This window comes from Promicromonospora sp. NPDC050249 (assembly GCF_040656015.1).
GTDB lineage: Bacteria > Actinomycetota > Actinomycetes > Actinomycetales > Cellulomonadaceae > Promicromonospora.
In genome coordinates, this window is the sequence record NZ_JBFAKY010000013.1 from 59,023 (window position 1) to 84,125 (window position 25,103).

The following is a 25,103-nucleotide window of genomic DNA, read 5'->3' on the forward strand; positions in this document are numbered from 1 at the left end:
TCTGCCCTTACGTCCGCCGCAGCACCGTCGCTCCGGCGTTCGCCCCGCACCTGAAGACACGCGCAAGGGAGCGCCGAATGCCTCTTCGAAATCGTTTCACCCAGAGCCCCCGACCGACCCGCAGACCTGGCTCGGCGGGCGGACCTCGCTCGTCACTCAGAAATCGTTTAACGCGAGCCGGAACCAGCACCGGCCTCGCCGCCATCGCACTGTCCGGAGCACTGGTCACCGCACCGGCCGCCACTGCAGGCAGCACGATGACCGCCACGACCGCCGCAGCCGACACCGTCGTCACCACCGTCGACTTCGAGGACGGCACCACCGGCACCTGGACCCCCAGCGGCGGCGCGGGCCTCGAGATCGTCGCGGACCCCGACGGTGCGGGCAGCGTGCTCGCCATCACCCGGGCCGCGGACTACGAGGGCATCCAGTCCCCCACCGGCATCTTCCACGCCGGCGTCACCTACACGTTCAGCATGCGCGCCCGCGTGGCCGAACCCGCCGAGCCCACCGGCCCCACCAGCGCCGACGTCCGGTTCGTCATGAAGCCGTCCTACAGCTGGATCGGCAACACGACGATCAGCACGGACTGGACCACCGTCACCGGCACGTACACGGCCGACGGCGACCCGGCCGAGCTGCAGGCCTACCTCGGCAGCACCGACCAAGCCGCTCCCTACACGATCCTCGTGGACGACATCATGGTGACCACCTCCGACACCGTCCCACCGGGCGACGTCGTCCCCGGCGGGGCGGTCAACCCCGTCCCGACCCCCGCGTACGCGGCGGAGGGCAGCGGCAACGTGTCCGCCCTGACCTTCGACGACGGCCCGAACCCCGGCACCACCCCGGCCCTGCTCGACTTCCTCGCGGAGCACGAGATCAAGGCGGTGTTCTGTGTCATCGGCCAGAACATCGAGGCGGACGGCGGGGCCGCGATCCTGCGCCGGATCGTCGCCGACGGCCACGTGCTGTGCAACCACTCGACGGGCTACGCCGACATGGGCTCCTGGACCGAGGAGCAGGTACGCGCGGACCTCGTGGCGAACATGGGGATCATCCGCGACGCGCTCGGCAACCCGAACCAGAAGATCCCGTTCTGGCGCGCGCCGAACGGGTCGTGGGGCGTGACGCCCGGCGTCGCCGTCGAGCTGGGCATGCAGCCGCTCGCCGTGCGGAACACGATCGCCGACTGGGAGACCCAGGACGTCGAGACCCTCACCGCCAACCTGCGCGCCGCGATGGTCGCGGGCGAGCTGGTCCTGGCGCACGACGGCGGCGGCGACCGGTCGGGCACGCTCGCCGCGGTCCGGACCGTCGTCACCGAACGGCTGGCCGACGGCTGGAGCTTCACGTTCCCGCAGGGCACTCCCCCGGCGTCGGGCCCGGTGATCAGCACCGACTTCGAGGACGGCACGCTCGGCGGCTGGGTGCCGCGCGAGGGCACCGAGACCTCGGACTTCACGCTCGCGGTCACCGATTCGGACGCCCACGACTCCACCTGGTCCGCCGCACTGACCGGCCGGGACGCCACGGGCGACGGGATCGCCCGGGACGTCACCGGCGTGCTCCGGGCGGGCGTCACCTACGACGCCTCGGCCTGGGTCCGCTTCGCCGAGGGCCAGACGCCCGGCGACGTCTGGCTGAGCCTGGCGACCACCACGGACGGCGCCCAGACCTTCTCGACGCTCGGCCAGTTCAGCGGCATCACGAGCACCGGCTGGACCCAGGTGACCGCCACCTTCACGGTGCCGGACCACGACGACGCCCTGCTCTACTTCGAGACCGCCTACAACGGCGGCAACACGAGCGACTGGTTGATCGACGACATCGTGGTGTCCGTCCCGGAGCCGCCGCTGATCGAGGACCTGACCGGCATCAAGGAGACCGTCGACTTCCCGATGGGCGTCGCCATCGACAGCCGCGAGACGTCGGGCGCGGCCGCCCAGCTGTTGAACCGCCACTTCGGTCAGATCACTCCTGAGAACCACATGAAGCCAGAAGCCTGGTACGACGACGAGCGCACGTTCCGCCGTCACCCCGAGGCGACGGCGCTCATGGACTTCGCCCAGGCGAACGACCTGCGGGTCTACGGCCACGTGCTGGTGTGGCACGGCCAGACCCCCGAGTGGTTCTTCCAGGACGACGCCGGTGAGCCGCTCCCTGCCACCGCGGAAGGCCAGGCGGTCCTCCGCGAGCGCCTGCGCACCCACATCTTCGACGTCGCGGAGGATCTCAGCACCGACTACGGGCTCTTCGGCTCGGACACCAACCCGCTGGCCGCGTTCGACGTGGTCAACGAGGTCGTGTCCGACGGTGCGGAGAACCCGGACGGGCTGCGCCGCAGCGAGTGGTTCCGGGTGCTGGGCGAGGAGTTCATCGACCTCGCGTTCCGGTACGCGGACGAGGCGTTCAACGAGACGTACGCGGCCGAGGGCACAGCGCGGCCGGTGACCCTCTTCATCAACGACTACAACACCGAGCAGGGCGGCAAGCAGGACCGCTACCTCGCCCTGGTGGAGCGGCTGCTGGCGCGCGGGGTGCCGGTGGACGGCGTGGGGCACCAGTTCCACGTATCCCTTGCCCTGCCGGTCAGCGCACTGGAGGGTGCTCTGGCCCGGTTCGAGGACCTGCCGGTGACGCAGGCGGTCACGGAGTTCGACGTCACGACGGGAACCCCGGTGAGCCAGGCCAGGCTGATCGACCAGGGGTACTACTTCCGGGACGCGTTCGAGGCGTTCCGCGCGCACGCGGACGACCTGTTCTGCGTGACGGCGTGGGGCCTGACCGACGGCCGGTCGTGGCGGGTCGACAGCGGCGCGCCGCTGATCTTCGACGACAGGTACCAGGCCAAGCCCGCCTACTACGGCGCGGTGGGCGCCGAGCTGCCGGCCCGGCTGCGCACGGCGAACGTGTTCGCGGGTGACGTGCCGCTGGACGCCTCGGCGACCGCGTCCCCGGTGTGGGACCGGCTGCCACTCCACACGTTCGACGCGCCGGACGGCGGCGAGGCCGCCTTCCAGCTGCGCTGGGCGGCCGACCACCTGACGGCGTTCGTCTCGGTGGACGACGCCGGCGCTGCGGCCGGCGACGCGGTCACGCTGGCGCTCGGCGACGCGGAGTACGTGATCGCCCGGGACGGGTCCGTGACCGGCGGGGCAGTGGGTGCCGACGCGGTGGCGACCGAACGGGAGGGCGGCTACGACGTCGTCGTGCACCTGCCCGCGGCCTTCGAGGAGGGCACCACCGCGGCGTTCGACGCCCGCGTGACCAGCGGCGACGAGACCACGACGTGGAACACGCCGGGTGCGCTGGGCACCCTGACGCTGCTCGAGGAGCTGTCGTACCTGGAGGTCGCGGAGGCGGCGACGGCTCCGGAGATCGACGGCGAGCTCGACGACGTGTGGGCCACCGCGGGCACGGTCACCACGACCAAGGAGGTCGAGGGTTCGGGCGGGGCGGTCGCGACCGTCCGCACGCTGTGGCGCGAGAACACGCTGTACGTGCTGGCCGACGTCGCCGACCCGGTGGTCGACGTCTCCGGCTCCGACCCGTGGATCCAGGACTCCGTGGAGATCTACGTGGACGGCGGCAACGCGAAGAACGGCGGGTACCGGGCCGACGACACGCAGATCCGCGTCTCGGCGCAGAACGCGGTGTCGTTCGGGACGGGTGACGAGGCGGCGCAGCGCGCCCGCCTGACGAGCGCCACCACGCTGACCGACAGCGGGTACCGGGTCGAGGCGGCGATCGACCTGCTGTCCTACGGCGGGCCGGGCACGTTCCACGGCCTGGACTTCCAGGTCAACGACGCGGCCGACGGCGCGCGGACCGCCGTCCGCAACTGGGCCGACCCGACCGGGGCCGGCTACCAGTCCACCGCCCGCTGGGGCGTGGGACAGCTCGTGGCGGACCCCGGGCTGGTCAGCCTCACGCCGCCCGTGGTCAAGGGCAAGCCGGCCAAGGGGAAGATCCTCACCGCCGACCCCGGCACGTGGTCGCAGGAGGCGACGTTCACCTACCAGTGGCTGCGCGACGGCGAGCCCGTCCGCGGCGGAAGCAGGTCGTCGGGCTCCGGGCAGACGTACAAGGTGAAGCCGCACGACGTGGGACACGAGCTGTCCGTGGTGGTGACGGCGCGCACCGAGGACGGCACCACGGCGTCCGCGACGAGCGATGCAGTGACGATCCGGCGCTGAGCCGTGCCCGGAGTTGTTTTCGCCTCTAGACCTCGAGACGGAAACAACTCCGGGCTCTACCGCTCGACAGCACCGGTTCGTCCGGCCAGCCGCACGAAAGGGTCCTGACGAATCGTTACAGACGGTTTACACGAATTTCCAAGCGGCCAGCCTCCCGCGGCGATATGGTCCAAACCTCCCCGCCCTGATACCGGGGAGCTGACATGGGGAGGCAAGAAGTGAGGCAAGGACGAGCAGGAAGCAGTGCGCGGCTCGCCGCGGTCGCCACGTTCGCCACCGTCGCGTTGACGGTCGCCGGATGCAGCCCGAGCCAGACCGCGGACGACGACGACGCGGGCCCGGTCACGCTGGAGACCTGGATCAGCCAGGACATGGAGACGCTGTTCCCCGGTGACGCCGGCGCCTACGACAACATCAGCGTCCTCGACGTCGTCTACGACGGACTGGTCCGGTACGACCCGGAGACCACAGAGCCGTACAACTACGTGGCCGAGTCGATCGAGCCGAACGACGACAACACCGTCTGGACGATCAAGATCAAGCCGGACCTCACGTTCCAGAACGGTGAGCCCGTCGACGCCGACGCGTTCGCCCGTGCCTGGAACTACACCGCCGACGGCGACAACGGCCTGTACTCCGGCTACTTCTTCAGCATCATCGAGGGCTATGACGAGATGCAGCCGGAGACCGACGAGAACGACGAGATCGTCAAGGAGGGCGCGAAGGACGAGCTGTCCGGGCTGAAGGTCGTCGACGACCTGACCCTCGAGGTCACGCTCAACTCTCCGTTCGCCGGCTTCTCGACGATGCTCGGCTACACCGGCTTCTTCCCCGTCGCCCAGGAGTGCCTTGACGACGTCGAGAAGTGCGCCCTCGAACCGATCGGCAACGGCCCTTTCCAGGTCACCGAGTGGGCGCAGGGCCAGGAGCTCACCGCTGAGAAGTGGGCCGACTACCCGCTCGACGAGACCCCCGACTACGACTCGATCCACTGGACCGAGTACGCGACGGGCGAGACCTCGGGGTGGGCCGACTTCAAGACCGGCGACCTCGACCTCTCGTTCCCGCCGACCGCTGAGGTCGAGGCGGCCAAGAACGACCCCGAGCTCGCCGAACGCTACGTGGAGCGCCCCGGCGCCGCGCTGACCTTCCTCGGTTTCTCGGGCTACACCGACGGTCCGTGGAAGGACAAGGAGTTCCGCAAGGCGATCTCGATGGCGATCGACCGCGAGGGCATCATCTCCTCGCTGGGCAGCGGTCAGGCCACCCCTGCCGACTCCTGGGTGGTCCCCGGCGGCGTGCCCGGCGGCGAGGCGGGCACCTGCGAGTGGTGCGTCTTCGACCCGGAGGCCGCCAAGGCGGCGCTGGAGAAGGCGGGCGGCTGGCCCGAGGGCGAGAAGCTTCAGATCAGCCTGGGCGACGACGACGCGGAGGTGGAGTACTTCACCGCGATCGGCAACTCGATCGAGGAGGTGCTCGGCATCCCCTACGAGCTCAACATCGACCCGGACTACTTCACGACCCGGGCGGAGCAGGGCTACGACGGCATGTTCCGGAACAACTGGTTCCCGGACTACCCGCTGAACGAGAACTACCTCAGCTTCTACGCGTCGGGCGAGCCCGGCGCGGGTCACTGGGGCTGGTACAGCAAGGAGTTCGAGGACAAGCTGGACGAGGCAGCGGCGGCGCCGTCGCTGGACGAGTCCGTCGCGCTCTACCAGGAGGCGGAGGGCATCCTGGCCGAGGAGTTCCCGACCATCCCGTTCCGTTGGAGCTTCAGCGCCACGTACTACAGCGAGCGGCTCGACAACGTCGTGCTCAACCCGTTCTCGGGTGCCCCGATCCTGCGTGACATCGAGGTCTCGGCAAGCTGACCACCCGCACGTGATCGCCGCGAGGTAGTGCCACCGTCGCACCACGGCACTACCTCGCGGTCATGAACGACCGAAGGAACCCATGGGCCGCTACATCCTCAGACGCGTGGTGCAGGCCGTCGGCACGCTGCTGCTCGTGATGCTCCTGCTCCACCTGCTCACGACGGTCGCCATCCAGCTCAACGGCAACCCGGCGCAGGCGTTCTTCGGGGACAAGGTCGCGTCCCCGGCGCAGATCGCCGTCGTCGAGCAGCGCTTCAACCTCGACGACCCCTGCTTCGACCAGGTGGGCAACCCGTGCCTCGGCCCGTTCGTCGAACGGCTCGGCCAGTACGCCCAGGGCGACTTCGGCACCAACCTGCGCGGGCGTGAGGTCTCGGACATCGTCGCCACCGCGGCCCCGAACACGCTGCGCCTGTTCTGCATAGTCCTGGTCACCTGGCTGGCGCTCGGCATGGTGCTCGGCTCCGTCGCCGCCCGCTGGCGCGGCTCGCCGGGAGACCACGGCATCCGCCTCACGTCGGTGCTCATCGACGCGTTCCCCGTCTTCGTGCTGCTGATCGTCTACCGCTATGTCGTCGCCGTCCCCCTGAGCAGGTGGGCGGAGGAGACGTTCGGCGAGGACAGCTGGCCCCCGTACTGGTTCAAGCCGTCGTTCGACCCCGAACACCCGTGGGCCACGGTGCTCGTGCCCGGCATCCTGCTCGGCCTGGCCGGCTCCGCCGCGTTCATCCGCCTGGTCCGCGCCGGCCAGCTCGAGTCCTACCAGGGCGACCACGTGCGGACGGCGCGGTCGAAGGGCCTGGGCGAGCGGCACGTCGTCGTGCACCACGTCGTGCGCAACTCGTCGGTCCCCGTGGTGACCGCCATCGGCCTGACCTTCACGGAGGCCCTTGGCGGCGCTGTGATCACCGAGGGCCTGATGAACATCTACGGGATGGGCGGCGTCCTGTGGGGCGCCGTGCGCGACGACGACGTCGGGCTCGTGCTCGGCATCGTCACCCTGCTGGCTGCCGTGACCGTCGTGGTGATGATCGTCGTCGACATCGCCTACGCCCTGCTCGACCCGAGGATCCGCTATGAGTGACGCCGCTGCCGCTGCCCCCATCCCGACGGCGCCACGGGGAGCCGGTGCGTCGTCGAGCCCCCTGGCCGACGCCTGGCGCACGCTCCGGCGCAGGCCCGACACGATCGCCGCGGCCGCCGTCCTCGTGTTCTTCGCGGTGATGGCAGCCTTCCCGCGCCTCTTCACGGACACCAGCCCGCGGGCGTGCCCCATCCGGGAGGCGCGGACGGCGCCCCAGGGCTGGGGTGGTGAGCATCCGCTGGGCACCGACGCGCTCGGGTGCGACGTGCTGGCCACGATGGTGCACGGGGTGCGCCCGTCGCTGCTGCTCGCGATCGTCGTGGTCGGCGTCTCGCTGGTCATCGGCGTCACGCTCGGCCTGCTCGCCGGGTACTACCTCGGCTGGGTCGACTACCTGGTGTCGCGCACCGTCGAGGTCTTCCTCGTGATCCCCCTGCTGCTCGCGGCGCTGCTTGTGCTGTCACTGTTCAAGGGCGTCGACCTGGGCGCGGGGACGTTCAACGTGATCCTGCTGCCCGCCGTCGTGCTCATCCTGTTCGGCTGGATGCCGTACGCCCGGTACGTCCGGGCCGCCACCCTGGAGGCCAAGCACCTGGACTACGTCACCGCAGCGCGTTCGCTCGGTGCCTCCGACCTGCGGATCATGGTCCGGCACGTGCTGCCGAACGCGATAGGCACGGTGACCGCACTGCTGCCGACCTCGGTGGCCGGCGTGATCAGCGCCGAGGCGGTGCTGTCGTTCCTCGGGATCGGGGTGCGCCCACCAGCGACGAGCTGGGGCATCCAGATCGAGCAGGGCTCGCAGTGGGTGCTCGGCGGCGCGCCGCACGTGCTGCTCGCCCCACTGATCTGCCTGGTCGCCACCGTCCTGGCCCTCGTTGTGCTCGGCGACGCCCTGCGCGACGCCCTCGACCCGAGGTTGAGCGCATGAGCCGCGCGCGGAACGCAGTCGAGGAGCAGGCCATGAGCCACGAAGAGGGGGTAGCGGCCGCGCCGCTGCTGGAGGTCACCGACCTCAGCGTCGAGTTCCGCACCCCCTCGGGTCCGGTGCGGGCCGTCGACGGGTTGTCCTATCGGGTCGAGGCCGGCCGCACCCTCGCCATCGTGGGCGAGTCCGGCTCCGGCAAGTCGGTGTCGTCGCTGGCCGTGATGGGTCTCCTGCCGGACACGGCCACCGTGACCGGGGGCACGGCCCGCCTCGACGGCGTCGACCTCCTCGCCCTGAGCCGCAAGGAGCACCGCGCTCGCTGCGGCGACCGGGTGGCGATGGTGTTCCAGGACGCGCTCGCCGCGCTGAACCCCGTGCACACCGTGGGCTACCAGCTCACCGAGGCCCTGCGGGCGCGGCGCGGGATGTCCCGGGGCGACGCCCGCAAGCGGGCCGTCGAGCTGCTCGACCTGGTCAAGGTGCCGAACGCGAAGGCACGGGTCAAGGAGTACCCGCACGAGTTCTCCGGCGGCATGCGGCAGCGCGTCATGATCGCGTCGGCGCTGGCCCTTGACCCCGACGTGCTCATCGCCGACGAGCCCACCACCGCCCTCGACGTCACCGTCCAGGCGCAGGTGCTGCGGCTGCTCGCGGAGATCCAGGCGGAGCGGCAGATGGGCCTCGTGCTGATCACGCACGACCTCGGCGTCGTGGCAGGCGTCGCCGACGACGTCACCGTCATGTACGCGGGCCGCGCCGTCGAACAGGCACCGGTCGTGCCCGCCTACACGGCGCCTGCCCACCCGTACACGCGGGCGTTGCTGCGCTCGATCCCGTCGGCTTCCGGCACGGGCCGGCTCTCCGTGATCCCCGGGCGCCCGCCCAGCCCCGCGGCCAGACCGCCGGGCTGCCCGTTCCACCCGCGCTGCGACGCGGCGCGGGACATCTGCCGCACGGACGTGCCACCGCTGGTCGTCCCCGCCCCGGGCCGGGCATCCGCGTGCCACTTCGCCCCGGACATCATGGCGGGCCGGGAACCGCGGCCCGACACCTCGGCGGTCGAGCCCGTCGAGACCCGGCCCGCGCCGTCCGCCGTCGAAGGAGGCAGTGATGACTGAGCCCGTGCTCGAGGTGCGTGATCTCGTCAAGCACTATCCGGTGCGCAACGGGCTGCTGCGCCGTTCCGTGAGTGCCGTCAAGGCGGTCGACGGCGTCTCCCTCACGCTGGAGCGCGGCAGGACCCTCGGTTTGGTGGGCGAGTCGGGCTCGGGCAAGTCGACGCTCGCACGTGTGCTCGTCGGCATCGAGGCGCCGACCAGCGGCCAGGTCCTCGTCGACGGCGAGGACGTCGTGGGCCTGTCCCGCGCGGGTCGCAAGCAGCTGCGCCGCGACGTGCAGATGGTGTTCCAGGACCCGTACACGTCGCTCAACCCGCGGATGTCGGTGGCCGAGATCGTGGGCGAGCCGTTCGCGATCCACGGCATCGACCCGCCGGGCGGGCGGCGGGCCGCGGTGGGCGAGCTGCTGGAGCTCGTCGGCCTGGACCCCGACCACGCGTCCCGGTACCCGCACCAGTTCTCCGGCGGCCAGCGGCAGCGGGTCGGGATCGCCCGCGCGCTCGCGCTGCGGCCCAAGATCCTGGTGTGCGACGAGCCGGTCTCGGCGCTCGACGTGTCGGTGCAGGGCCAGGTCATCAACCTGCTGGAGGACCTCCAGGCGGAGCTCGGCCTGTCGTACCTGTTCGTGGCGCACGACCTCGGCGTGGTGCGGCACATCGCCCACGACGTCGCGGTGATGTACCTGGGGCGCATCGTCGAGCAGGGTCCGGAGGCCGAGGTGTACGACGGCGCGCAGCACCCGTACACCCAGGCCCTGCTGTCGGCGGTCCCCGTGCCGGACCCGTCGATCCGGCTGGTCGCGCCCACTCCGTCGATCGAACCTTCGCAGGTCGAGGTCGGCGGCGGCGCCATAGTCCTCGAGGGCGACCCGCCTTCCCCCGTGAACCCGCCGTCCGGCTGTCCGTTCCACACGCGGTGCTGGCTGGCGCCCACGCTGCCCGAGGCGCGCACGGCGCCGTCGGCCGATCGCTCCGAGACCGGCCTGCGGCTGATCCCGGCGGTGTGCGAGACCGAGCGGCCCGCCCTCGTCGTCCGCGACGGCTCGGGCCCCACCGGCGGTTCCCACGTGGCGGCCTGTCACTTCGCGCGAGAGCTGGTGGCACCTATGGTCGAAGCATGACGCGTGTCCTGGTCGTCCTGAACTCGCCCACCAGCCTGATGGGCCGGCTCGAACAGTCGCTTCCCGAAGCCGGCCTCGAACCCGTCCTGACTCCCGGCGCCGAGCTTCCCGAGAATCTCGACGGATTCGGTGGTCTGATCCTGCTGGGCGGCGGCTTCATGCCGGACGACGACCTGCACCACCCGTTCCTGGCCCGCGAACGACGGCTGACCACGGAGGCGCTGGACCTGGGGTTGCCGCTGCTCGGCCTCTGCCTCGGCGGCCAGCTGCTGGCGCACGTCACGGGAGGCGGCGTGACCGCGCAGTCCGGCGAGACGGAGCGCGGGATGTGCGCGCTGACGGTGCTGCCCGCAGCTGCCGACGACCCGCTCTTCGGCAATCTGCCGGGCATCCCCGACGAGCCGCTGTGGATGATCGAGAACCACGAGGACTCGGTGACCGCCCTGCCGCCGTCGGCGACGCTCCTGGTCTCCAGCGGGGAGTGCCCGATCCAGGCCTTCCGCGTGGGCGAACGGGCCTGGGGACTGCAGTTCCACCCCGAGGCACGGCCCGAGCGTGTGGCGACCTGGGACGAGGCCGCGCTCTCGGAGCAGGGCATCGACCGAGCGGCGCTGGCCGCGGCGGCGATGGTCCACGCGGCGGAGAACGAGGCGCAGTCGCGTGCGCTGATCCGGGCGTGGACCGACGTCGTCCACCGGACCGCGCGGTAGAACCAGGGCAGAGCAGCGCAGGACGAAGCAGTGCAGGACGAGGATCGACGAGGGGACCGAACCGGATGGTGTCGAAAGGGACGCACAGCGACGGGGTGCCGGTGGTGGCCTACCGGATCGCCCGCGCGTCGGGCGAGGTGCTGGCCGCGCGCCAGGACCGGCTGGACTTCTACGCCGCCTCGACGGTGAAGCTAGCAGTGCTGGTGGCGGCGGCCCGCGCGCTCGACGCGGGGACGGCGAGCCTGGCCGAGACCTGCACCGCCACCCGCACGTTCACCTCGCAGGTGCCCGGCGCGGGCGAGTACACGATCGAGCCCGACGACGTCGACAGCGGCCTGCCGCCGGACGGCACCCCGATGCCGCTGGGCGACGTCGTCGAACGCATGATCGTGGTCTCGTCCAACGAGGCGACCAACATCGTGACCGAGCGGGTGGGTCTGCCCGCCGTGAACAAGGCCCTCGCCGACGCCGGCGCCGCCGACTCGGTCTTCGGCCGCAAGTACTCCGACCTGGCAGCGGAACAGGCGGGCGCCTCGCACCGCACGACGGCGGCCGACCTGTGCCTCCTCATGTCCGCCCTGGTCACGGGCAGGCTGGCGAGTCCGGAACGGACCGCGTGGATGTGCGCGATGCTCGGCCGCCAGACCGACCGCCAGCTCACCGCTGCCGTACCGCACGGCGTCCCGTTCGGCTCGAAGTCCGGCTGGGTGGACGGCATCCGGCACGACGTCGCGTTCGTCGGCGAGCCGGGTCCGGACGCCTTGGTGATCTCGGTGTGCACCCGGGGCTACGACGAACAGGCGGCCGAGGAGACCCTCAAGTCCGTGGGCGCCCTGGCGCTGGCGCTGCTGCCTACGCGCCCCCGTTGAGGATGTTCCGGATGACCCACAGGCCTTCAGCGACCTCCGTGAAGCTCGTGCTCAGCGGGGAGAGGCCCACGCGCAGGCCCTGCGGCGGGCGGAAGTCCGGAACGACGCCGCGCGCCCACGCCTCCGCGACGACGCGCTTGAAGTCCGGGTGGTCGAGCATGATGTGACTCCCCCGGCGTTCCGGGTCGCGCGGCGAGGCCACCCGCACGCCGGCCAGGTACTCGTCCGCGATCTCCATCGCGAACCCGGTCAGCGCCAGGGACTTCTCGCGCACCGCCGGCATGCCTGCCTCCTCGACGAGCGCCAGCATGTCGCGCATGGGCAGCATCCCGATCACCGGCGGCGTGCCGCTGATGAGCTGGCGGATCCCGGTCGCGGGCTCGTACTCCGGACCCATCGCGAACGGGTCGGCGGCCCCCATCCAGCCCTGGACCGGCTGCCGCACCTCGTCCTGCAGGCCGGCGGCCAGGTAGGCGAACGCGGGCGACCCCGGCCCGCCGTTCAGGTACTTGTAGGTGCAGCCGACGGCGATGTCCACGCCGTCGGCGTCCAGGTCCAGCGGGACCGAGCCCGCGGAGTGGCACAGGTCCCACAGGACGAGCGCCCCGGCGTCATGCACGATCCGTGTGATCGCCGGGAGGTCCGCGACGTACCCAGACTTGTAGGCGACGTGGCTGAGCAGGACCAGGGCGGTGTCCGGCCCGACGGCGGCAGCCACGTCCTGAGCTGTCACGCCCGCCTCGGCGTCCGGCGTGATCCAGCGCAGCTCCAGGCCGCGCTCGGCGGCGATGCCCTGCAGCACGAACCGGTCGGTGGGGAAGTTCTCGGTGTCGGCGACGATGACGCGGCGCCCGGGGCGCGCGTCGACCGCGGCGCGGGCGAGCTTGTAGAGCAGCACCGTCGTGGAGTCGGCGACGACGGTCTGCCCCGGCGCCGCACCCAGCACCACGCGGCCGAGGGTGTCGCCGAGCTCGGTCGGCGCGTCCATCCAGCCCTCGTCCCAGGACCGGATCAGACGCGCCGCCCACGGCCCGTCGACGAAGGAGGCGAGCCGCGCGCGCGTGGCGGTCAGCGGCCGGCCCAGCGAGTTGCCGTCCAGGTAGGCGATCAGGCCCTCGCTCGGGGCGAAGAGGTCGCGGTAGCGGGCGACTGCGTCGCCCGCGTCGAGTGCGGCGGCGCGTTCGCGCAGCGCGGCGGGCAGGTTCACGGGCATTGCGGCGGATGCGGCGGGGACGGTCACGAAGGCTCCAGGTCGATCGGCTTCGGCCCGAGCGTACGTCCTGCACCGGCTCGGCCGATCCAGGCAGCGGCGTCGGACCCTTGACGGCCCAACCGCACCGTCAGTAAAGTCCGTACCGCTCCAGCGCAAAAACTCTACAAGGCACTGCGCGTTTATCAACAGTGACACGGCAAGTACCGATGATCTATCCGACGACGAACCCCGTCAACGCCGACGGGAGATCGGGGACGACGATGTTCCGCAACGCCACGCCACGCCACGCAACGGGCCTCGGGCCCAGACCGGGACGAGCTCCCGCGCTCCTGGCAGTGCTCACTGCCGCGGCCCTCACCGCTGCGGGCCTCGCACCGGTGACGGCAGCCGCCGCTCCCGTAGTGCTCTCCGCGGGCGCGCCCGCAGCCGCGAGCAGCAACAACGCGCCCTACCTTGCCGGCAACCTGACCGACGGCAACCAGGCGACCTACTGGGAGTCGACGAACGGCGCCCTCCCGCAGTGGGCGCAGGTGGACCTGGGTACGGGCGCGACCGTCGAAGAGGTGGTCCTCAAGCTCCCCACCGGCTGGGAGGCACGGACCCAGACCCTGACGGTGCAGGCCGGCGCCGACGGCGCGTCCTTCACCACGCTCGCCGCGAGCGCCCAGCGGCGCTTCGACCCGGCCTCGGGCAACACCGTGACCATCGACGTGCCGAACACGGCGGCGCGCTACGTGCGCATCGCGATCACGGCGAACACCGGCTGGTCCGCGGGCCAGCTCTCCGAGCTCGAGGTGCGCGGCACGCGGGACGCTCCCGACCCGGAGGAGCCGGTAGAGGGCACCGACCTCGCTCCGGGCCGCCCCATCACGGCGTCGTCCACGGAGTGGAACTACGTGGCGAGCAACGCCAACGACGGCAACACGTCGACCTACTGGGAGGGTGCGGGCGGCCAGTACCCGAGCACGCTCGCGGTGACGCTGGAGTCCGCGGCCACACTGAGCGACGTCGTCGTGAAGCTGCCGCCGGCCACGGCCTGGGGACCACGGACCCAGACCTTCGAGGTGCAGGGCCGCACCGGGTCCGGTGACGCGTGGGCCACGCTCGCGCCGTCCGCCGCACGAGCCTTCTCCCCCGCAACGGGCAACACGGTGACCGTCCCGGTCACGGGTACCGCGCGCGAGGTGCGTCTGCGGTTCACGGGCAACACCGGTTCGGGTAACGGTCAGGTGGCCGAGGTCCAGGTGTTCGGCGTACCGGCAGCCGGCCCGAACCTCACGGTCACGGGCGTCTCGGCGAACCCGGCGACGCCGACCGAGTCCAGCAACATCACGCTGTCCGCCACCGTGCGGAACATCGGGACGCTGGGGTCGCCGGCGACGAACGTCGCGCTCACCGTCGACGGCGAGACGGAGGCAACCGTCCCCGTCGGCGCGCTCGCCGCCGGCGCCACGGCAACAGTCAGCGCGAACGTCGGGGCGCTGCCCGCCGGCTCCTACGAGATCGGTGCCGTGGCCGACCCGTCGAACACCGTTCCGGAGCAGTCCGAGAGCGACAACGAGTACGTCGGCCCGGATCCGCTGGTGGTCGCCCAGATCGCCAGCTCCGACCTGGTCCCGACCGTGTCGTGGACGCCGAGCACCCCGGCGGCGGGCGAGACCGTCACCTTCTCGGCGACGGTCGCGAACCGCGGCACGGTCGCCACCTCCTCCGGGGCGCACGGCCTCACCGTCGTCGTGAAGAACTCGTCGGGAGCGACGGTGCGCACCCTCACGGGTTCGATCTCCGGCGCCATCGCCGCCGGCGCCACCAGCCAGAGCGTGAACCTTGGCACCTGGCCGGCCGCCAACGGCTCCTACGACGTCACGATCACCGCTGCCCCCGACGCGACCGAGGTCGAGGCGCGTCGCGCGAACAACTCTGCGACGCAGTCGTTGTTCATCGGCCGCGGTGCCAACATGCCGTTCGACACCTACGAGGCGGAGGACGGCGTGACCGGCGGCGGCGCGGTCGCCGTCGGGCCGAACCGAGTGGTCGGCGACCTCGCGGGCGAGGCGTCCGGCCGCAGGGCCGTCACCCTCGGCCAGACCGGCTCCTACGTCCAGTGGACCACGCGCGCGCCCACCAACTCCCTGGTGGTGCGGTTCTCCATGCCCGATGCCGCGGGCGGCGGTGGCACCAACTCCACGCTCGCTGTGTACGTGGACGGTCAGTTCCTCAAGAACATCGACCTGACCTCGCGGTACGCGTGGCTCTACGGCAACGAGGCCAGTCCGGGCAACCAGCCCGGCCAGGGCGCGCCGCGGCACATCTACGACGAGGCGAACGCCCTGCTCGGCACCACCGTCCAGGCCGGGCACACCATCCGCCTGCAGAAGACCGCGAGCAACACCAGCACGTACACCGTCGACTTCGTCGACCTGGAGCAGGTGACGGCGCAGGCCAACCCGGACCCCGCCCGGTACATCCAGCCCACGGGCTTCACGCACCAGGACGTGCAGAACGCGCTGGACCGGTTCCGGATGGACACCACCGGCAACCTGGCCGGCGTCTACCTCCCCGCCGGTGACTACCAGACCGCCAGCAAGTTCCAGGTCTACGGCAAGGCGGTCGACATCGTGGGCGCCGGGCCGTGGTTCACGCGCTTCCACGCGCCGGCCACGCAGGAGAACACGGACATCGGGTTCCGGGCCGAGGGCACGGCGAACGGCTCGACGTTCCGCGACTTCGCCTACTTTGGCAACTACACCTCGCGGATCGACGGCCCGGGCAAGGTGTTCGACTTCGCGAACGTGTCCGACATGACCATCGACAACATCTGGGTCGAGCACATGATCTGCATGTTCTGGGCGGCCAACATGGACGGCTCGGAGATCAAGGACTCCCGGATCCGGAACACGTTCGCGGACGCCCTGAACATGACCAACGGCAGCGCGAACAACCACGTGCACAACAACCAGGCACGCGGCACCGGCGACGACTCGTTCGCGCTGTTCGCCGCCACCGACGCCGGTGGCAGCGGCCAGCGGGGCAACGTGTTCGAGAACCTGACGTCCACCAACACCTGGCGCGCCGCGGGCCTCGCGGTCTACGGCGGGCAGGACAACACGTTCCGCAACATCTACATCGCGGACACGCTCGTCTACTCCGGCGTGACCATCAGCTCGCTGGACTTCGGGTACCCGATGGAGGGGTTCGGCCCCGCGCCGACCACCTTCGAGGGCATCTCCGTGGTGCGCTCCGGCGGGCACTTCTGGGGCGCCCAGGTGTTCCCGGCGGTGTGGCTGTTCTCGGCGTCGAAGACGTTCACCGCCATCCGGGTCAACGACCTCGACATCGTGGACCCGACGTACTCCGGGATCATGTTCCAGACCCAGTACATCGGCGGGCAGCCGGTCAACCCGATCCGGGACACGGTGTTCACCGACGTGTCGATCACCGGTGCCCAGCGCAGCGGTGACCAGTACGACGCGAGATCGGGCTACGGCATCTGGGCCAACCCGATGCCGGAACAGGGGCAGGGCCCGGCCGTCGGGTCGGCGACGTTCAACGGCCTGACGTTCTCGAACAACTTCCGCGACATCGAGAACCCGACGTCGACGTTCACGATCACCCGCAACTAACCCCTTCCCCGAGGTAGAGCGTGTGTCGCGGACGCACGCTCTACCTCGGCGAACGGGGGAGGCGGCGGGAGGCGCGGAGCCAGGCGATCAGGTCCGTTGCCGTCTCCGGGAGCGGGAGGGGTGCTGCCAGCGCGGGGGCCGACGGCGGTCCAAGGACCGCCCGGCGCAGCGCCTCCCCCTCCAGGCCCGCCTCGCCGAGGAACTCGATCTCGCGCTCGTTGACACCGACCGGCGTCGGGCCGTTGCCCATGTCGGTGCCATAGACAAGCCTCCCGCCCGCCGCCACGAAGCGTCGCGCGTTGTCGAGCGCACGCTCCAGGCCGGCCGAGTTGCCCGGCGCGTCGTGGATCCCCAGGGTCGAGATCCAGGTCATGCGGGCCGCACGCGTGATCACCTCGTCAGGCAGCACCTCGGTCCACGGCACGTGCACCAGTGTGTCCGCGCCGACGTCGATCGCGCGCTGAGCCTGGCCGTCACCCTCCGCGTGCACGAGCACCGGCACCCCCGCCGACCGCGCCGCCGAGACCAGCGCCGCCAGGACGTCGTCGGGCAGCAGCGGCATACCCGCGTGCAGCGCCACCTTGACCGCGAACCCGCCCGCGGCGACGACGTCGGCCACCGCCTCGGCGGCCTCGCGCGGCGTCGCGACGTGCCGGACCGCGGCGTCCGGGGCCCACGACCGCCCGGTGGGATACCCGCGGGGCGCGGTGTGGAACGGCCCGGCGTACCGCACCCGGGTGCCCGACGGCGGGTCGGCCGCCCAGGCGGCCACCTCACGCGGGTCCCAGCCCAGGTCGTGCACCTCGGTGACCCGGCCGTCCGCGAGGAGCGCGCGATCGACCAGGCCCAGGTGCACATGGCGGTCGACGACGCCGGGGAGCGTCACCTCCGGCACGCTGTCGGGAACGCTCCCGATGACGCCGTCACCCACCGAGCGGGCCCTCGATCTCGGTACGCACCGAGATGAGCTCGGGGAAGAACGTCAGGTCCAGGGCCCGCTTGAGGAAGCCGACGCCGCTGGACCCACCGGTGCCGGTCTTGAAGCCGATGGTCCGCTGCACGGTGCGCAGGTGGCGGAACCGCCACAGCTGGAACGCGTCCTCGATGTCGACCAGGTCCTCGCACGCCTCGTACAGCTCCCAGTTGCCGTGCGGGTCCTCGTAGATCGTCTTGAAGACCTTGATCAGCTCCGGGTGCTCGACCCACGCCTGGGTGACGTCGCGGTCCAGGATCTCGGCCGGGACCGGATGCCCGCGCCGGGCCAGCAGCCGCAGGAACGCGTCGTACACGGTGGGCTCGGCCAGGAGCTGCGCCAGCAGCGCGTGCACCTCGGGCTTGTCGCGGAACACCTGCAGCATCCCGGCGTTCTTGTTGCCCAGCAGGAACTCCACGGCGCGGTACTGGTGCGACTGGAAGCCCGACGACTGCCCCAGCGACCCCCGGAACTCGGCGTACTCGCTGGGTGTGAGGGTGGCAAGCACCGACCACTGCTCCGTGATGGTGCGCTGGATGTGCTTCACGCGGGCCAGGCCCTTGAGCGCCCGTGACAGGTCGTCGCTGTCGAGAAATCCGCGGACGGCGCGCAGCTCGTGCACCACCAGCTTGAGCCACAGCTCGGTGGTCTGGTGCTGGATGATGAACAGCAGCTCGTCGTGGTGCGGAGGGTCGCTCATCGGGTGCTGTGCCGAAAGGAGCGCGTCGAGCCCCAGGTAGGAGCCGTAGTCCATCTCGTCGCGGAAGTCCGTGCGGATGGAGGCCTCGATGGGCCGAGTATTACCAGTCACCTCTGGAGCGTAACGCCGCGCTGCCCCGCTCAGGCATGCCCGCAGGTCAGGCCGCCAGCGCCTCGTCCCGGTTCGGGTTCTCGAACGCCTCCGCCATCAGCGCGATCTCCTCGGACGGCAGCGACATGTCGCGCGCCACGCGCGACCAGCCGGACGTCGCGCCCGCCACCTCGGCCAGCACCCGCCGGGCATCCTCCTGCCGCAGGCCGTACGAGTCCGCAGTGGCCAGCAGCACCCGCACATCCCGGTCGATGCGCGTGTCACCGGGCCGCAGCGGCGTCGACTCCGCGACGGCGAACGGGTTCGGGTTCACGTCGAAGAGCGGGGAGAGCGACCAGCCGTCGGAGCGGCGCAGGAAGCCATGGTTCTTCATGTGGTCGTCCACGTTGCGCACGAGCAGCGTGAAGGCCACCCGGCGGAACAGGTCGTGGCCGTCCGTGGCCGGCCTGCCCGAGTGGTCCGCGAGCGTCTCTGCGAGCGTCCGATAGTCGATGACCTCGAAGAACGCCTTCTGCGTGAGGCTGTCGGCGGACAGGAAGCCGATGCGTCCGCCGTCCGGCCGCCGGTCGAACCGGCGGGTCAGCAGGATGGACCGCGCCGGGCCGATGCGGTGCAGCCGCGCCACCGGGACCTCGATGCCCGCGTCCGAGGCCAGCCGCAGCGTCAGGTACTCCCAGGCCTGCACGTCCCACCGGTCGCCGCTCTCCGGAAGCTTGGCCATCCACAGGTCACCGGCGCTGTCCTTCACCGTCACCTTGGGTCGCGCCCCGCCCATCGAGGTCCCGGCCGCGACCAGGAGCCGCACGTCGTGGTCGGTCTCCCGGTGCTGCGCGACGGCGTCCGCCGCGGCCGTCAGCGACGGCAGGTCGACCAGGTCGGGTACCTCCGCCCGCGGGGGGCCCATGAACGTCTTGCCGTCGTCCAGCGAGAAGCGCAGCGCCCCCAGGCGGGTCTCGTCCTGCACGCCGAGCAGGAAGTCCACCTCGGTGAGGGTCATGAACCCGCGGCCCTCCGCGCGAGCGGCGCGCCGCTCCGCGTTGAACAGCAGGGTGCGGCCCCACTGGTCCGGCTGGCAGTCCGCGAGGACGCCGAACAGGGGCCGGTCGCTGCCGGACGGGATGTTCCCCGGCGTCAGCGGCAGCTCCGGGCACAGGGCGTACGCCCGCGCGTCACGCAGGTAGGCGTCGTCGTAGCGGAACGTGCAGCCGACCAGGGCGCCGCCCCGGTTGAGGTGCATGTCGAGGTCACCGGCACGGGTCTGTCCGCCGCCCGGCAGCTCGACCTCGACATGTATCGACAATGCGGCTCACCTTCTCAGCTTGGAACTCTTACCCGCTGTGGCAGGGCCCGTTCTGCGTGGAACCTGCCCATCTCGGTGGTCAGCGGGTCGGTCGCGCCGACGACGGCGTCGGCCACCCCGAGCACGCGGAGCACCGCGAACGTGTTCTCCAGGCTCACCGTTCCGGTGCCCGTCTCGAGCGCGCGGAGCGTGGTGCGCGTGATACCTGCACGATCGGCGACGAGCTGGGCCGTGAGGCCGTGGATCTTGCGCCAGGCCCGGACGTGGTCGCCGAGTGAGGCGAGATCGCGCCGGGTCCGGAGGGAAGTTCTGGCCATGACTGCTCCTTTCGGTTACCAGGCTAACCGACGAGCGACGTAATGGTCACTAGGGTGACCACTATTCCTGGGGATGACGTGGCGAACGCCGCAGCGGACGCCGTTGAGCAGCGTCGGGACGGTCCCGACAAAGCACGACGGGCCGCCCCACGGTGTGGGACGGCCCGTCTCGCGCGACGTTCAGCGATGCGTCACTGCGACGCCGCCTGGTTGTTGACGGTGGCCGTCTCCAGCGCGCCGACCGAGAGGTCGTGCTTCGCGAGGATCTTGGCGTACGTGCCGTCGTCGATGATGCTCTGCACCGCCGCCTGGTAGGCGCGGACCAGCTCGACGTCGCCCTTCAGGAACCGGAAGCCCAGGGGCGTCGGGTTGAGGATCTCGGTGTTCGCGACCTCGAAGACGTCACCGGAGCCGATCTGCTTCGCGTTGTACACGCCGGTGGACCACTGCGTCAGCTCGGCGTCCGCCTTGCCCGCCTGGACCTGAGCGAGTGCATCGGCGTCCGTGCCGAACGGAATGATCGTGACCGGCTTGGTCTTGCACTCGTTGTCGTTGAGGGCGATCAGTGCAGTCTGCTGCGACGTGTAGTCCTCGACCGCCGTGCCACCGAGAACGGCGACCCTGCGGCCGCACAGGTCCGCGAGTGTCTTGATCTTGCCGGGGTTCCCGGCCGGGACCATGATCGCGTCGCTGTCGTTGTAGTAGTTGACGAAGTCGGAGTCGACCTGGCGCTCGGGCGTATCCGACATCGCCGCGGCGACGACGTCGACGTTGCTCGCGTACAACTCGTCGACGAGCGAGTCCCACGGCATGTCGTGGAACGTGTACTTCAGGCCCAGCCGGTCCGAGGCGGCGTCGAACAGGTCGATCTCGAACCCGACGATGCGCCCTGCCTCGTTCGTGTACTCGAAGGGCGGGTAGCCCGACTCCGTACCGACGGTGATGCGCGTGGACTCGGCCAGCAGCTCACCGGGCAGCAGCGCGCGCAGCTCCGGATCCACCTCGACCTGCTCCGCGGCTCCTGCCGTCTCGTCCGAGCTGGCCGAGCAACCGGTCAGCAGCGCTCCGAACGCGGCTGCTGCCGCGATCGAGCCGATGACCGCACGCGTGCGGTGTCCGAGAGCCATGCGGGGTCCTCCACACAAAAAAGACATGATGAGCGAGTTACGCGGGTGGAGCCTATACGTTCCCGGCCAGTTGCCGTGAATCCGAGTTTCACCTACGCCCATATGCCGCGACACCAGGGCTCAGGCGCTGGTGCCGACCTTAGCCGCCGCCCCGACGTCCGCCAGAATCACGGCATCGATGAGGCCCCTGGCCCACTCCAGCACCTCGGTGCCACGCAGCGGCCGTCCGCCGATCCGCGCGGTGGTCGGGAACGGTACGAGGATCGCCCGGATGGCGGGCTTGAGCACGGTCCCGGGGTAGAGCCGCTTGAGGCGCAGCTGCGCCGACTCGGGCAGGCTCACCGGCGCGAACCGGACGAACTTGCCCTGTGCGGTGATGTCCGTGAGCCCCGCCTGACGTGCGTGGTTGCGGAAGCCCGCGACGTCGAACAGCGCGTCCGCGACGTCGGGCAGCGCACCGTACCGGTCGGTGAGCTCGGCGCGCACCTCGTCGAGGGCCGCGGCGTCGTGCGCGGTGGCGATCTTCTTGTACGCCTCCAGCCGCAGCCGTTCCGTGGCGATGTAGGACTCGGGCAGGTGCGCGTCCACGGGCAGCTCGATGGTGACCTCGGGCGCCTCCTCCTCGGCGTCGCCGCGGAACGCGGAGACGGCCTCGCCCACCATGCGCACGTAGAGGTCGAACCCGACCCCTGCGATGTGGCCGGACTGCTCGCCGCCGAGCAGGTTGCCCGCCCCGCGGATCTCGAGGTCCTTCATGGCGATCTGCATGCCCGCGCCGAGGTCGGTGTGGGCGGCCATGGTCGCGAGCCGGTCGTGCGCCGTCTCGGTCAGCGGCTTCTCCGGCGGGTAGAGGAAGTACGCGTAGGCGCGCTCCCGCCCACGGCCCACCCGGCCCCTGAGCTGGTGCAGCTGGGACAGGCCCAGCATGTCGGAGCGCTCGAGGATCAGGGTGTTGGCGTTGGAGATGTCCAGGCCGGTCTCGATGATCGTCGTGCACACCAGGACGTCGAGCTCCTTCTCCCAGAAGGCGCGGATGACCCGGTCGAGCTCGTGCTCGCCCATCTTGCCGTGGGCCACGCCGATACGGGCCTCCGGCACCAGCTCGTTGAGCCGGGAGGCGGTGCGCTGGATGGTCTCCACCTTGTTGTGCACGTAGAAGACCTGGCCCTCGCGCAGCAGCTCGCGCCGCAGCGCGGCGGCGATCTGCTTCTCCTCGAAGGCGCCCACGTAGGTGAGCACCGGGTGCCGCTCCTCCGGGGGCGTGGCCAGCGTCGACATCTCGCGGATGCCGGTCACCGCCATCTCGAGCGTGCGCGGGATCGGTGTCGCGGACATGGCCAGCACGTCCACGTTGGTGCGCAGCTGCTTGAGCGTCTCCTTGTGCTCGACGCCGAAGCGCTGCTCCTCGTCGATGACCACCAGGCCCAGGTCCTTGAACTGGACGGACCCGGTGATGAGGCGGTGCGTGCCGATGACGACGTCGACGGTGCCCTCCTTGAGGCCGGCGAGCGTCTCCTCGGACTCCTTGGCGGACTGGAAGCGGCTCAGCGCCCGCACGTTGACGGGGAACCCGGTGTACCGCTCGGAGAACGTCTCGAAGTGCTGCTGCACCAGGAGCGTCGTGGGGACCAGGATGGCGACCTGCTTGCCGTCCTGCACCGCCTTGAACGCGGCCCGGATGGCGATCTCCGTCTTGCCGTACCCGACGTCGCCGCAGACCAGGCGGTCCATCGGCACGGACTTCTCCATGTCGGCCTTGACCTCGTCGATCGTGGCGAGCTGGTCCGGGGTCTCGACGTAGGCGAAGGCGTCCTCGAGCTCACGCTGCCACGGGGTGTCGGGACCGTAGGCGTGGCCCTGCGTCGCCATCCGGGCGCTGTAGAGCCGGATCAGCTCGCTCGCGATCTCCTTGACGTGCTTGCGCGCCTTGGCCTTGGTGTTCTTCCAGTCCGCGCCGCCCATCTTGGACAGCGACGGCGACTCACCGCCGGTGTACTTGGTGACCTGGTCGAGCTGGTCGGTGGGCACGAACAGCCGGTCACCCGGCTGGCCGCGCTTGCTGCTCGCGTACTCGATCACGAGGTACTCGCGCGTGGCGCGGTTGCCGCCGGTGCCCATGGTGCGCTGCGCCATCTCGACGAACCGGCCGACGCCGTGCTGCTCGTGCACGACGAAGTCGCCGGCCTTGAGCTGGAGGGGGTCCACCACGTTGCGCCGTCGGCTGGGCATCTTGCGCATGTCGCGCGTGCCGGAGCCCGCCCGCCCGGTCAGGTCCTGCTCGGAGAAGACGGCGAGCTTCAGGTCGGGCGCGACGAAGCCCTTGCCGACGCCGCCAGCGACCACGTGCACGACCCCCGGCTCGGGCTCGTCCTCGAGCGAGATCGCCAGCCGGGCCGCGGTGCCGGCCGCCGACAGCTGCTCGGTCATGCGCTTCGCCGGGCCGTGCCCCTCGGTGGTCAGCACGAGCCGCCAGCTCGCGACCTGCAGGCCGTGCACGTCGTCGAGGGCGCGTGCGAGGTCCCCGCGGTAGGACTCGACGTCCCGGGCGCTGACGGTGAACACGTTCTCCCCGGTGCCGCCAGGCTGGTCGTCGTCACCGACCGTCTCCAGCTCCGTGTCCTGCGTGAACGACGACAGCGTCCACCAGCCCAGCCCCCGCCGGGCCGCCACCTCGCGCACCTCGGCGAACGTCGCGAAGGACGCGGCGGACAGGTCGATGGGCGCAGCACCGCCGGCCACCGCCCCGGTCCAGGCCGCGGCGAGGAACTCCTCGGTGGTCGCCACGAGGTCGTGGGCCCTGCGGCGCACGCGCTCGGGCTCGTTGACCACGAGCAGCGCGTCGTCGGGCACGAGCTCCAGGACGGAGATCATGTGGTCCACCAGCACAGGCGCCAGCGACTCCATACCCTCGACCGCGACACCGGCGGCCAGCTTGTCGAGCATCTCGACCGCGCCAGGCAGGGTCTCGACGAGCTCGGCGGCACGCGCCCGGACGGCGTCGTCCAGCAGGATCTCGCGGCAGGGCGGCGCCCAGAGCCCGCGCTCCGCGATCTCCAGGCTGCGCTGGTCGGCCACGGCGAACCAGCGGATCTCCGTGACCTCGTCGCCCCAGAACTCGCACCGCAGCGGGTGGTCCTCCGTGGGCGGGAAGATGTCGAGGATGCCGCCGCGCACCGCGTACTCGCCGCGCCGCTCCACCATGTCGACACGGGTGTAGGCGGCTGCGGTGAGCCGCTCGGCGACGTCGGTCAGGTCGGCCGTGGCACCGATGTCCAGCTGCACCGGCTCGAGCTCACCGAGGCCCTCGACGACGGGCTGCAGCAGCGCGCGGACCGGCATCACCAGGATCCGGATCGCGCCCGCCTGCCCGTGCCCCTCGGCCGGGTGCGCCAGGCGGCGGAACACGGCGAGGCGCTTGGCGACGGTGTCCGCACGCGGGCTGAGCCGCTCGTGCGGCAGCGTCTCCCAGGCGGGCAGCACCGCGACGTCGTCGGCCTCGTTCTCCGGGAGATAGCTGCGCAGGCTCGCGGCCAGGTCGTCGGCCTCGCGGCCCGTCGCGGTGACCACAACGAGCGGGCGCCGCCCGGACGCGGCGACGAGCAGGGGCGGGCGCACGCCCGCCGGACCCACCACGTCCGCGAAGCCGCGGGCGCGTACGTGCTCCACGGCAGCGGCGGCGCCGGGATCACGCAGAAGAGTGGGAAGCAGGCCGGTGAGGTTCATGGGTTCTGTCCTTCGAGGGCGCACGACGACGGGCCCATCACGAGCACGACCGGGTGCGGTCGACGGCGTGAGGGGCTGATCCCAGGCTACTCCCGGACACTGACAGTGCCT

16 protein-coding genes are annotated in these 25,103 nt (G+C 71.1%); 9 read left to right on the forward strand and 7 right to left on the reverse strand.

Annotated features, from left to right (window positions below):
- Positions 1-257: 257 nt before the first annotated feature.
- From AB0I32_RS12735 to AB0I32_RS12770, 8 genes are all read left to right on the forward strand, one after another.
- Positions 258-4,199 (forward strand): endo-1,4-beta-xylanase, encoded by a 3,942-nt coding sequence (locus AB0I32_RS12735; RefSeq protein WP_357506394.1) that lies wholly within the window; start codon positions 258-260, stop codon positions 4,197-4,199.
- A gap of 218 nt (positions 4,200-4,417) precedes the next feature.
- The gene (locus AB0I32_RS12740; protein ID WP_357506397.1) at positions 4,418-6,073 is read left to right on the forward strand and encodes an ABC transporter substrate-binding protein; all 1,656 of its coding nucleotides are present in this window, start codon (positions 4,418-4,420) and stop codon (positions 6,071-6,073) included.
- 82 nt (positions 6,074-6,155) lie between these two features.
- Positions 6,156-7,160: an ABC transporter permease gene (locus AB0I32_RS12745; RefSeq protein ID WP_357506399.1), complete on the forward strand. Its 1,005-nt coding sequence runs from the start codon at positions 6,156-6,158 to the stop codon at positions 7,158-7,160.
- Positions 7,153-8,091 (forward strand): ABC transporter permease, encoded by a 939-nt coding sequence (locus AB0I32_RS12750; RefSeq protein WP_357506401.1) that lies wholly within the window; start codon positions 7,153-7,155, stop codon positions 8,089-8,091. The genes AB0I32_RS12745 and AB0I32_RS12750 overlap by 8 nt, the downstream gene beginning before the upstream one ends.
- Positions 8,092-8,123: 32 nt before the next feature.
- Positions 8,124-9,206, forward strand: a complete 1,083-nt coding sequence (locus tag AB0I32_RS12755; RefSeq protein ID WP_357506403.1) for an ABC transporter ATP-binding protein — start codon at positions 8,124-8,126, stop codon at positions 9,204-9,206.
- Positions 9,199-10,326, forward strand: coding sequence for an oligopeptide/dipeptide ABC transporter ATP-binding protein (locus AB0I32_RS12760; RefSeq protein ID WP_357506405.1), 1,128 nt, complete (start codon positions 9,199-9,201; stop codon positions 10,324-10,326). Before AB0I32_RS12755 ends, AB0I32_RS12760 begins: the two co-directional genes overlap by 8 nt.
- Positions 10,323-11,036: a type 1 glutamine amidotransferase gene (locus tag AB0I32_RS12765; RefSeq protein WP_357506407.1), complete on the forward strand. Its 714-nt coding sequence runs from the start codon at positions 10,323-10,325 to the stop codon at positions 11,034-11,036. The genes AB0I32_RS12760 and AB0I32_RS12765 overlap by 4 nt, the downstream gene beginning before the upstream one ends.
- A 65-nt stretch (positions 11,037-11,101) precedes the next feature.
- A complete protein-coding gene (locus tag AB0I32_RS12770) occupies positions 11,102-11,905 on the forward strand; it encodes a serine hydrolase (protein ID WP_357506409.1) in 804 nt (267 codons plus the stop codon).
- Here AB0I32_RS12770 and AB0I32_RS12775 read toward each other — a convergent pair.
- Complete coding sequence (locus AB0I32_RS12775; RefSeq protein ID WP_357506593.1) at positions 11,889-13,118, reverse strand: aminotransferase class V-fold PLP-dependent enzyme; 1,230 nt, start codon at positions 13,116-13,118, stop codon at positions 11,889-11,891. The two genes, AB0I32_RS12770 and AB0I32_RS12775, sit on opposite strands and share 17 nt — an antisense overlap.
- A gap of 206 nt (positions 13,119-13,324) precedes the next feature.
- Between AB0I32_RS12775 and AB0I32_RS12780 the strand changes: the two genes are divergently transcribed.
- Positions 13,325-16,741 carry a discoidin domain-containing protein gene (locus AB0I32_RS12780; RefSeq protein ID WP_357506411.1) on the forward strand — a complete coding sequence of 1,139 codons (3,417 nt, stop codon included), beginning with the start codon at positions 13,325-13,327 and terminating at the stop codon, positions 16,739-16,741.
- Between the two features lie 40 nt (positions 16,742-16,781).
- On the opposite strand, the gene AB0I32_RS12785 is transcribed toward AB0I32_RS12780, so the two are convergent.
- The 6 genes from AB0I32_RS12785 to mfd all read right to left on the reverse strand — a co-directional run bounded on the left by AB0I32_RS12785 (position 16,782) and on the right by mfd (position 24,992).
- Positions 16,782-17,672 carry a hydrolase gene (locus AB0I32_RS12785; protein WP_357506413.1) on the reverse strand — a complete coding sequence of 297 codons (891 nt, stop codon included), beginning with the start codon at positions 17,670-17,672 and terminating at the stop codon, positions 16,782-16,784.
- Entirely contained in the window at positions 17,665-18,525 is an 861-nt protein-coding gene (kynA, locus tag AB0I32_RS12790; RefSeq protein ID WP_357506415.1) for a tryptophan 2,3-dioxygenase, read from the reverse strand. Before kynA ends, AB0I32_RS12785 begins: the two co-directional genes overlap by 8 nt.
- A 46-nt stretch (positions 18,526-18,571) precedes the next feature.
- A complete protein-coding gene (locus AB0I32_RS12795; protein ID WP_357506417.1) occupies positions 18,572-19,825 on the reverse strand; it encodes a type II toxin-antitoxin system HipA family toxin in 1,254 nt (417 codons plus the stop codon).
- A gap of 14 nt (positions 19,826-19,839) precedes the next feature.
- Entirely contained in the window at positions 19,840-20,142 is a 303-nt protein-coding gene (locus tag AB0I32_RS12800; RefSeq protein WP_116676849.1) for a helix-turn-helix transcriptional regulator, read from the reverse strand.
- Positions 20,143-20,333: 191 nt separating this feature from the next.
- Entirely contained in the window at positions 20,334-21,269 is a 936-nt protein-coding gene (locus tag AB0I32_RS12805) for an ABC transporter substrate-binding protein (RefSeq protein WP_357506419.1), read from the reverse strand.
- A 120-nt stretch (positions 21,270-21,389) separates the two neighbouring features.
- Positions 21,390-24,992, reverse strand: a complete 3,603-nt coding sequence (gene mfd, locus AB0I32_RS12810) for a transcription-repair coupling factor (RefSeq protein WP_357506421.1) — start codon at positions 24,990-24,992, stop codon at positions 21,390-21,392.
- Positions 24,993-25,103 lie beyond the last annotated feature (111 nt).